Annotated in this window: 11 protein-coding genes; 6 read left to right on the top strand and 5 right to left on the bottom strand. The window is 31.4% G+C overall.

Annotation, left to right across the window (positions count from 1 at the left end; translation table 11 throughout):
* The first annotated feature begins 119 nt into the window (after nt 1-119).
* The 3 genes from HN587_03240 to HN587_03250 all read left to right on the top strand — a co-directional run bounded on the left by HN587_03240 (nt 120) and on the right by HN587_03250 (nt 2690).
* On the top strand, nt 120-710 hold the full coding sequence (locus HN587_03240) for a hypothetical protein (GenBank protein ID MBT7902852.1): 591 nt from the start codon (nt 120-122) through the stop codon (nt 708-710).
* A 137-nt stretch (nt 711-847) separates the two neighbouring features.
* Nucleotides 848-1294 (top strand): hypothetical protein, encoded by a 447-nt coding sequence (locus HN587_03245; GenBank protein MBT7902853.1) that lies wholly within the window; start codon nt 848-850, stop codon nt 1292-1294.
* A gap of 112 nt (nt 1295-1406) precedes the next feature.
* Nucleotides 1407-2690, top strand: a complete 1284-nt coding sequence (locus HN587_03250; protein MBT7902854.1) for a hypothetical protein — start codon at nt 1407-1409, stop codon at nt 2688-2690.
* On the opposite strand, the gene HN587_03255 is transcribed toward HN587_03250, so the two are convergent.
* The 5 genes from HN587_03255 to HN587_03275 form a co-directional block, all read right to left on the bottom strand.
* Nucleotides 2685-3113, bottom strand: a complete 429-nt coding sequence (locus tag HN587_03255) for an Lrp/AsnC family transcriptional regulator (protein ID MBT7902855.1) — start codon at nt 3111-3113, stop codon at nt 2685-2687. The genes HN587_03250 and HN587_03255 overlap by 6 nt on opposite strands.
* Nucleotides 3114-3187: 74 nt before the next feature.
* Entirely contained in the window at nt 3188-4045 is an 858-nt protein-coding gene (gene aroF / locus HN587_03260; protein MBT7902856.1) for a 3-deoxy-7-phosphoheptulonate synthase, read from the bottom strand.
* A gap of 67 nt (nt 4046-4112) precedes the next feature.
* Complete coding sequence (locus HN587_03265) at nt 4113-5321, bottom strand: hypothetical protein (protein ID MBT7902857.1); 1209 nt, start codon at nt 5319-5321, stop codon at nt 4113-4115.
* The gene (locus tag HN587_03270) at nt 5318-6202 is read right to left on the bottom strand and encodes a hypothetical protein (GenBank protein MBT7902858.1); all 885 of its coding nucleotides are present in this window, start codon (nt 6200-6202) and stop codon (nt 5318-5320) included. Before HN587_03270 ends, HN587_03265 begins: the two co-directional genes overlap by 4 nt.
* 103 nt (nt 6203-6305) lie before the next feature.
* Nucleotides 6306-6761, bottom strand: coding sequence for an Lrp/AsnC family transcriptional regulator (locus tag HN587_03275; GenBank protein ID MBT7902859.1), 456 nt, complete (start codon nt 6759-6761; stop codon nt 6306-6308).
* Between the two features lie 131 nt (nt 6762-6892).
* On the opposite strand from HN587_03275, the gene HN587_03280 reads away from it, so the two are divergent.
* The 3 genes from HN587_03280 to HN587_03290 form a co-directional block, all read left to right on the top strand.
* Nucleotides 6893-7813, top strand: coding sequence for an AbrB/MazE/SpoVT family DNA-binding domain-containing protein (locus tag HN587_03280; GenBank protein MBT7902860.1), 921 nt, complete (start codon nt 6893-6895; stop codon nt 7811-7813).
* Between the two features lie 62 nt (nt 7814-7875).
* Nucleotides 7876-9459, top strand: a complete 1584-nt coding sequence (locus tag HN587_03285) for a hypothetical protein (GenBank protein MBT7902861.1) — start codon at nt 7876-7878, stop codon at nt 9457-9459.
* On the top strand, nt 9449-9619 hold a 171-nt coding region (locus HN587_03290; protein ID MBT7902862.1), incomplete at its 3' end, for a hypothetical protein. The genes HN587_03285 and HN587_03290, both read left to right, overlap by 11 nt.

Here is a 9619-nt window from a genome sequence, read left to right on the forward strand (position 1 = left end):
TATATTTAATTAAATTATACAAAATTCTTAGATAGACTTGAATTATAAGTTAATATAAGTTAAACTATTTAGCACATTAATTCAGATTTCATATTTATAACAAAAAAAAGGTGATCTTAATGGATATTGATAAAGTAAAACAAATTAATGATTTGGCGCGAGATCTTTTGCGACATGGAATGGCAAAAAGTATGAGTGAAGCAGTAACAATGGCTGAACGACAAATCAGTGCTCAAGGAACTGGCGGAGATCTAAAAGACTTACGATCCGAAACAACAATTAATGTAAGTCCTGCAAGTACTCCCAATTCAACCCCTGGAAGTTTAACACCTGAAACTACCACTCCAACCCAACAAGGTTTTTCTCAACCCCAACCAACACCAAGTGCACCCCCACAAAATCAAGAACATAGTTTAATTCTAAAAACAACAGTTGGAATGGTAAATACTCACGCAACAAGACTTGAATCAATGCAAAATCGAATTGATCAATTAGACTCACAAATTAGAGTGATGCGAGAAGAATTATCAAGAATCAACAATAATCCCGTGCAAGTTTTAAAAACAGAACAAAAAAATGAGCATGAAACTGCACAAACAACATTCAAACCTCAACCAAAACCACCAGAGAAAAAACCAAGTCCTAGAAGTGGAAATTATGAACCTGGCGATGTAAGCATAGAAGAAATTTTTTATGCAGGAACAAGGTAAAAATTTTTTAAATATTTTTTCTTATTTTTATTAAATTTTTTTCCTAAAAATATTAACTGCACACAATTAGCTTCAACCAATTTAGTTCTAAAAAGTTCACATATAACATCATATAAAAAACACACTAAGCTAATTAAATGGCAGAATTAATTCAACAAATATTAGCAGATAACACTAATACTCCTGATTTCATAGCGACTAAAGCACATCTAGCTCTGCTAGGGCCTGAAAGATATCAAACAATGCAACAGCATTTTGATCAAGTTTTAGCATATGCTTATTTTCGCGGAAAAAAACGTCATGAAAACACAAGAGAAATGCAAGAAAGATTTGATGAATTACCAAGATTAGCGAAAAAAATTCATGGCGGTCCAGAAGGTTTAGCTCAAATATTATATGCAATTACTGATGATAAATCTGATCCCAATAGTGGTGCTAGTCTTGCAATTAGATGGTTAAAAGATTCAGGCTATATTACTTTAGCGGATGATGAAACATACCACGCAACAAAAAAAGGCACATCGTTTATGGAACAAAATCACGCCAGACTTTGTCTTTATGGAGTTGATATTGCAAGATCATAATCTGAATCATTCTTATTTTAATTACTCCAAATAAAACATTCCAAACTAACCATTAAAACACATAGTTTCTAATTTACTTAACTTTTTAAAACATTAAAATACTTAAGGCTCGATGCGAAAGCAAACAACAATAACAATTTTTGCAATGCTTGCAGCAATAGGTTTAACCGCATATGCATTGAGAGATAATATTTCTGAATTTGTTGAACAAACAATAGCCGAAGCTAAAGTTGAAGATATAAAAAAAAGATCTCCTCGTGAGTTAGATACTTGTTTAAGACATATTGCTGAATGTGATTATCAAGAACCTTGCCCTGATGCAAATCAAGATTTTGCAGAAGACAAATTAGATCTACCTCTTGAAGACATACTAAAAGTAGCAATGAGAACTAGAGATGACACTTGGAATTTTTCATTAAATTGTAGCGACCTTACCCAACTAAAAAAAGAATATCCTGATGCAACTGCAGACCAACTAAGAACTGCAATTCAGGATGGACCTTCTGTTTATTTTTTAGACTATGCCAAACGACATGGAGTAACAACAATTGAACAATTTGACGAATTATGGAGAATATTTGATGATGCGCAAATATCCCAACATCACGTAATGGATCATATCGCAAACTATCCCAAAACAAGAAACATAAATCCAAAAGAATGGCCAAAAATTAAAGAACAAGTCAGAGGAAATATTACCCACTATATTGAATTAAAACGACAAGATTATTCTGATGAAGATATTTTTAAATTATCTCGAATGGGAATTACTGCAGACGAACATAGCAATTTAGACGATGAAATACACATCTCACTATATTTTAATTTCGGATTTAAAAAAGTTCCACAAATTGAGAAAATAATTAAAACACACGGATCTGAATTTGTTCCGTTAGTAAATAAAATTTATGCAAAAGAAAAACGAAGATCAAAACACAGAACGGATTGTGAAAAAAAACCCGATAAACGAACATTCATGCAACATATTTTAAGTAACACAACTCCTGAAACCGCAGTAACAACTCTGTCCCTCCTAGATACGCATTGGATAGATACAGGATTCTTACCATTCTATAATCAATGTCCAGCACCAATAATTGCACTTGAAATAATAGATCAATATTCAGAAGCAGGCCTAGGTTGTCAACCGAGTGTTGTTCAAAAACTTCATGATGAAGGCCTAACTGGAACCTTAGCAACAAAATATTTTAGGTTCGGAGTTCAAAAACCAAAACACATGAGAAAATTATATGCTCGAGGAATTGATGAAACCAGGTTAGACACACTCGAAGAATGGGCATTTATTGATCCCGAAAAAAAACCCGGATTTGGAAAAATATTAACTGCTAATGATACTTATGAAAAAAATAGAGCAATTCTTGAACCACAATCATAAACCAAATTCTTCTTTTTTTAATTCTTCTAAAATAAAATTTTCTTCTTCAATAGTCGCATCTAAAAAATCCAATTTTTCTTTAAATATTGAGACCTCTTTAAGATTTTTAAACAAACACTCCACAAAAAAATCATGATTTGCAGTCAAAGAACAAACTGAATTCACACAAGATTGCCTTAATAAAAAATCTTTTAAACTATTCTTATTTGAAGAATTTAACACAAATAATTGTTTTAGCCCAAAACCTACTTCTTTAAAATCCATTAACGAAACATGTTTTGAAATGATTTTATTTTCCAACTTTTGCAATGTCTCGCACAAAGTAGAGATTGGAATTCCCGTATTTTTACTAATTTTTGAGAGGCTAGATCGAGAATTATTTCTCAATTGACTTAAAAGAAGTCTTTCTTTTTTTGTAATCATATAAATAAAATAATAAAAATGAAATTTATAAGGGTTTAGCCAAAAAAGTTGTAAATTTTCTGGATAGTTCTAACTTAAGTACCCTTACCCACACACCCAACTAACTGATCAATAGTTTTAATTATTTCTGCTAATGTTTCAGGAGTTACTTGTTGAGGTGCATCACTCATTGCATTTTCAGGATTTAAATGAGTTTCAATCATCAAACCATCCGCCCCGGCCAAAATAGCCGCATAACTTAATGCAGGAACAATACTTCGATTACCTGACGCATGAGATGGATCAAAAATAATGGGAAGATGCGTTAGTTGTTTTAAAATTGGAATTGAATCAATATCCGAAGTATATCTTTTTAATCCATTGTCAATATTTTCATACGTCCTAATTCCCCTCAAACAAAGAATAATATCTAAACAACCTTGAGACGCAATATATTCTGCAGCACCTAAAAACTCCCAAATTGTTGCTGATTCCCCTCTTTTTAAAAGGATTGGCTTGCCATACTGTTGAGCAATAGAACTTGCTTTTTTAAGTAATTCGAAAGATTTGCCATTCCTAGTCCCAATATGAATAATAGAACATTTTTGAGCCACTAACTCCAAATAAGTTTCACCAACTGCTTCTGACTCAGTAGGCATATTAACTAACTCTCCTGCCTCTGCAAGATAATCTAATCCAACAGCACCAAGTCCTTGAAAAGAATATGGATGACTTCGCGGTTTAAAAGCGCCAGCCCTAAGAATGTGTGCACCCGCTTCTTTAACTGATTTTGCAGTATCAATTAATTGCTGTCTACCCTCAACAGCACAAGGTCCCGCAATTATTACAGGAGGATTTTTACCACCCAATTTAAAATTACCAAAATTGATAACAGTATCTTGCGCAGAGTATTTACGACTTACTAACCATGGACGCGAATAATAATCATTCATTTCTAATCACCAAATAAAATACTAATAAAATATAGATTTAAGTGTTATTATTAAAACCTCGAAAAGATTACGAAGATTCAAGGTTAAAATAAAATAAATCTATGAATTTGTCCACATTTATAACTTTTTGCGTACCAGTTTTAAAATCAAAAAGTTCTTTAAAAATAGCAAATATAAAAAATCTATTTTGAAAATTGTGAACTACATTATTTGAAAAATTTTTAGAAGATTTTAATTTTAAATAAGTACTCATTATATTCATCAAATCCATTGTCGCAACTAAAATAATTTCTTCATCATTAACTGAATACTTAGATTTATATAATTTAACAAAAGAATTCAAACCCTCTCTAACATTACGTTTTATATCTTCAGACACTCCAGAATAAAGAAAAAAAAAAGATGTTCTACTAATTAATCTAGCAATATCCAATGATTGTCTCCCCAGATGAAGATCTGGATCGATCAGTCCAACCTTATACTCATCTTCAGAACTAAAATTAGATGAGATGATAATATTTTCAGGCTTGTAATCCCCATAAATAATACAATCTCTTGGCAGATTATTAAATTTTAAAATAAACGGGCGCATCACTTCCACCATATTAGAATAAGCATCCAAAAAATAACTTATTTCATCAGGGGGAATTGAAAAAGATTGAATGCGCGCAATCAAATTAGATTTGTTAAAAAAATTTGATTTAAATTTTTCCAAGGTATCTGAACTTGAGGTATCAATTGAAAACGTTTTAGAAACATACCCTAAATAATTTTGAGATAAAGAATGAATACTTTGCAACGCATAAAATAAATTTTTAAAAACTTGCACCATATCAATTGAATCTACAAAAAATAAATCTTGCAAGTTAGTTCCACTTAACTTTGATGACAACAAAACCCCATTTTTATACAAGACATGCTCAGAAAAATATGCGGGAAGATTTTTTTGAAAAAATTTAAGAGCTTTAAACTCATGTAATAACCCAATTTTACCATTTTCCAAATATTGATTTTGTAATTCTAATAAGTTTTTTAATTCATCACAAGTTAAATTATTTAATAACGATGCTTGTGAAATACCCAAAAAACTATATTTTCCAAATAATTCTGTTTCATTAACAATTAATTCACAAACATAATTTGTTACACTGCCAATATTTCTTTTAACTTGCACACTACTTTTAGGGAAAAAAAAATTTGTTGCAATTTTTATTTTATTTTGGGCTTCTTCAAATAAAAAGTTAGACAAATTTTCTGTTTGTTTACTTGCATTCAAGCAACATCACCATAAACAGTTCTTAACTTAGCACAACTAATTTCAAATGCACTTTGTTCTTCTTGGCTTAAGTTAGGCAATACAACTTGGGAACTTGAATTACTAAAACTAATTGGCAACCCCACATAAATTCCCTCATGAAAAGTAGAAATTTGTTCAACCCCATCATAAATCCCCATCAATCTTTTGAGAGTTCTAAGAGTCACTCCTGCCGGCCCATACCTAGTTCTGCCTGCACCCTGGCAAATCACAGATGATCTTTTAGAAACTATTTTTTTTATTTTGAGTTTATCATAATTTTTATGACCTCCCTCAACCAATGTTGATGAAAAAAGCAAAACCATAGAATCCCCATGCTCTCCAATAACTTGACCACTTATTTGATCAATCGGCACACCATAAATTGAAGAAAGTACTGTTTGATATCTTTGAGTGTCAAGATTGGATCCAATTCCATAAATCTGATTAGAATTCAAACCTGAAGATTCAAAAAAATACCTGCACATCAAATCAACTGGATTTGTAACCATTAAAACAGTTCCAGAATATTTTTTAAAAACTTTAGCAATATTTTTTATCATATTTAAATTATATTTTAGACCTTGAATGCGAGAATCTTTTGATGATCCATTTTTAAAATCTGCGCGAACACAAATAACAGTAACATCAACATCCAATAATTCTTCTAACGAATTGCAGGCCACAATGTTTGTTGCAGGTTTCAGCGTAGAAGAAAAATCGTCCAAGTCAAGCGAATAACTTTTTACTGCATCATAATTACGAGAATAGATTTTGAGTTTGTCAACTAATTCTGAACCAATAATAACTGACGAAAGCGCAACACCAATATTCCCCAATCCAATTATTCCTACTGAATTCATAAACTATCAATTATGAAAACTGCCAAACCTTAATTTAAGTATTAAGTTTCAAATCGCGGAAAGATTCCGGCAATAAACAAATAGAACTGAAATAAAAAAAATATTACTGAGGCAACAAGTTAGGATTGCTCATAAATGCCTCGCGTTTTAAATCCTCAATTATGAAAAAAAACTTTTTTTCCTCAATATTAAACTTAGATTCTAGATCATCAATAAACTGCTCCATATGATTAATATGTTTGAAAACTCCTTCAACCATAAAATCAAAACCATTATTTATTTTATACACTGAATTTGTTGATTCATGGCCAAGCAAATAATCTTTAACACTAATTTTATGCTCCCTATCAACTTTAAGTGCAATGTTTACTCGTGCATGATAACCTAACTGCGAAAAATCAATTAAACTTGTGTGTTTAGTAATTAATTCTTTTTCACTCACTTTAAGACGATCAAAAATTGTTGAAACTGGAATTCTCGTTTTTTTACTCATTTTAGTTAATGGCATTCGCGCATCATTTCTTAAATGACACAAAATTTGAAGATCTTTTTTATTCATAGTACCGCCCCACCGAATGATTTTTGATAAATTCGGAATTTAAACTAAATCTAGCAAAAGTTTTATATATATTTAATGTCACCAATATACATATTAGTGGTTATTTGGTTATATTTGGAGAAAATATCAAAATGAAGAGAAAAATTGTAAAACATGGTCCAAGTTCACTCACAATCAGCCTACCCGCAAAATGGGTAAAAAAACAGCACATTACCGCAGGAGATGAATTAGAACTAGAAGAAGAAGGATCGTCACTAAGAATATTAAGCAAACCAAAGATCCCAAAAGAACTTGAAATAAATTTAGATCTTTCTGATTCAGGAGTAATGTTAAGCCGTGCAATCGTTGCAATTTACAAAGCAGGATTTGATAAAGCAAACATAACGTATAACGCAACAAAAGAACTTGAAACAATACAAAACACAATTGATAGATCTTGCCATGCGTTTGAAATCATGAATATCAAAAAACACGTTGTTGAAATCAAAGCAATATCACAACTTGATCATTCAGAATTTAATAATATTTTGAGAAAAAGTGCACACGCAATCGAAATAATATCCCAAGAAGTTCTTGACACAATGAAAAGTGAAGATTATGATTCACTTCCCGAATTAATATTAAAAGATAGACTTGTTGATAGACATACCGACTTTTGTCGTCGATTACTAAATCAAGGATACGATGTTCGACCTAAAAAAAAAGGACCACTTTATACAATCATTGAACAAACTGAAATTGGATCAGACATATTCAAGATAATATCTCGAGAGCTCATTAAAACAAAAAAGAAACCAAGTAATCAAATAATCACATTATTTGAATCAATAAATAAATTAATTATGAAAATGTATAATACTTTTTTTGATTTTGATATTATGAAAATGAAAGAAATTGGAACCATCGAAATCAATATACGAAAACAAATTGATTTAATTTGTAATAGTACAAAAAAAGATATAAAACTTCTAGCGTATTTAATCAATTTATTTGAAACTATTTTTGAACTAAAAAGTGCAATTCTAACCTACCACCTAAGCGAGAATAAATAACTACTTAATAGTAATTAAATAATAGTAACTTTTATATAATATAATTATTAATAGACTCAATTATGGTGCATACTGGAACTTTAGAACTATTATGTGGGCCAAGCGGAGTAGGAAAAAGTAGCTCATTTGGAGAAAAAACTAGAGCATACACGTATACAACTAGAAATAAAAGACCTGGCGAAACAGACGGAATTGACAGACGATTTGTAAGCGAAAGTGCATTTGAAAAATTATTAACTGAAGGACAAATAATTGCCCCCCACGATTTTTTAGGTAACAGATATGGATTTGCCACAGATATTACTCAAGCACTAAAACGTGGTGAACAAATAAGTGAGCAAGTCGTATGCTTAGATGGAATTACTGAATTAAAACAAAAATTAGGACCCGACACAGTTAAAACAACCCTATTTCTTACACACCACAATGATTTAGTTCTTAGACTACTTAGAAGATATGGGTTTACAAAAACATTCAAACAACGAGTTGGAAACTTGCCCGAACAAACAACAGAATACGTAGAAAACTTAGACTTGTTTGATGATGTTGAAGTTAATACTTACGATAAACAATTTCTTGATGCGAATAGACAAGACATGATTCATGCAGCAGAATCTGCGTGCATCGGAATGATCCTCGAACTATTTGATGTTCCCGAAGAAATGCAAGAAAGAGTTACTCAATATTTTAAACAAACCTTTTTTCCCGAAACTGAATTTCAAAATCCCTTTGATGAACTTAAAGCCATGCATGCAATTAACAATGAAACTGATTTGAATAATTTACTCGCCTTATTTCCCCAAATATTATTTTTCCCAACATTCCAACATGACCGCGAAGGAAATGAGAAATACTTGAAAGAACATCCCGAAATGAATCTAGCAAAAGCATTAACAGGATACAATCCAGAAACATATTATTTTGAAACATTTGAACAAGTCAAACAACTTTTCCCACTAAGAATGTATTTATTATATCACCTCAGAGAAAGCCTAATGCGAGGAGACGACCAAAATCCTCTCGACATATTAATTGAAACTGAATTACCCATAACAGATCCGGAATATGAAATGATCGCAGCATCTGCACACTCAGGTAAACGAAGAATGGCTGCTGCAAAACAAAGACCATTTACAAAAACTTTTGGATTCATTCTTGACGAAGCAGATTATAGACACAATTTTGACGAAAGAATTTTTGCAATTAACAGACAATATTCTAATTACTTAGCATTAAGAAGTTTAACTAGAGAACGCGAAGTTAATGAAACATATGTTACTGGAGCTTTTAATGGCGCATTAGATCGAGATTTTGAAGAACTTACCCTAGAACAACAACAAGTAAAAAAACTAATATTTGCACCCCTATACTTATGGGAACTTGAAGTAAAAAGTAAAGAAATTTCAATTTACAAAAGTTTATCCTCATTTCCATTTTCAACAATAAATTCTCAAAGAGAAATAAAACCAACTAATTTCATTAAAGAAGTCCGAGCAGGAAACTCCAAATTTTACAACAGATTATTAGCCAAAGCAAAAGCATTAAGTGCAGACGATTTAGAATTTTTTGAACAATCAAAAAAAGAATTTGATTATGCAGTTAATGAACTTGGAAGAAGCAGATGGGGCGCATTCAATGGCTGGTAAACTTGAACTATTATGTGGGCCAAGCGGAGTAGGAAAAAGTAGCTCAATAGATGGAGCAGTAAAAAGTTATCGATGGACCACTCGCCCAAAAAGAGAAGGCGAAATAGACTCAACAAAATATGATGGCAATTCTAGTACGCACGGATTCTTCGTAACTGAA

Source organism: Candidatus Woesearchaeota archaeon (genome assembly GCA_018675335.1).
Taxonomy (GTDB): domain Archaea; phylum Nanobdellota; class Nanobdellia; order Woesearchaeales; family UBA11576; genus JABJCP01.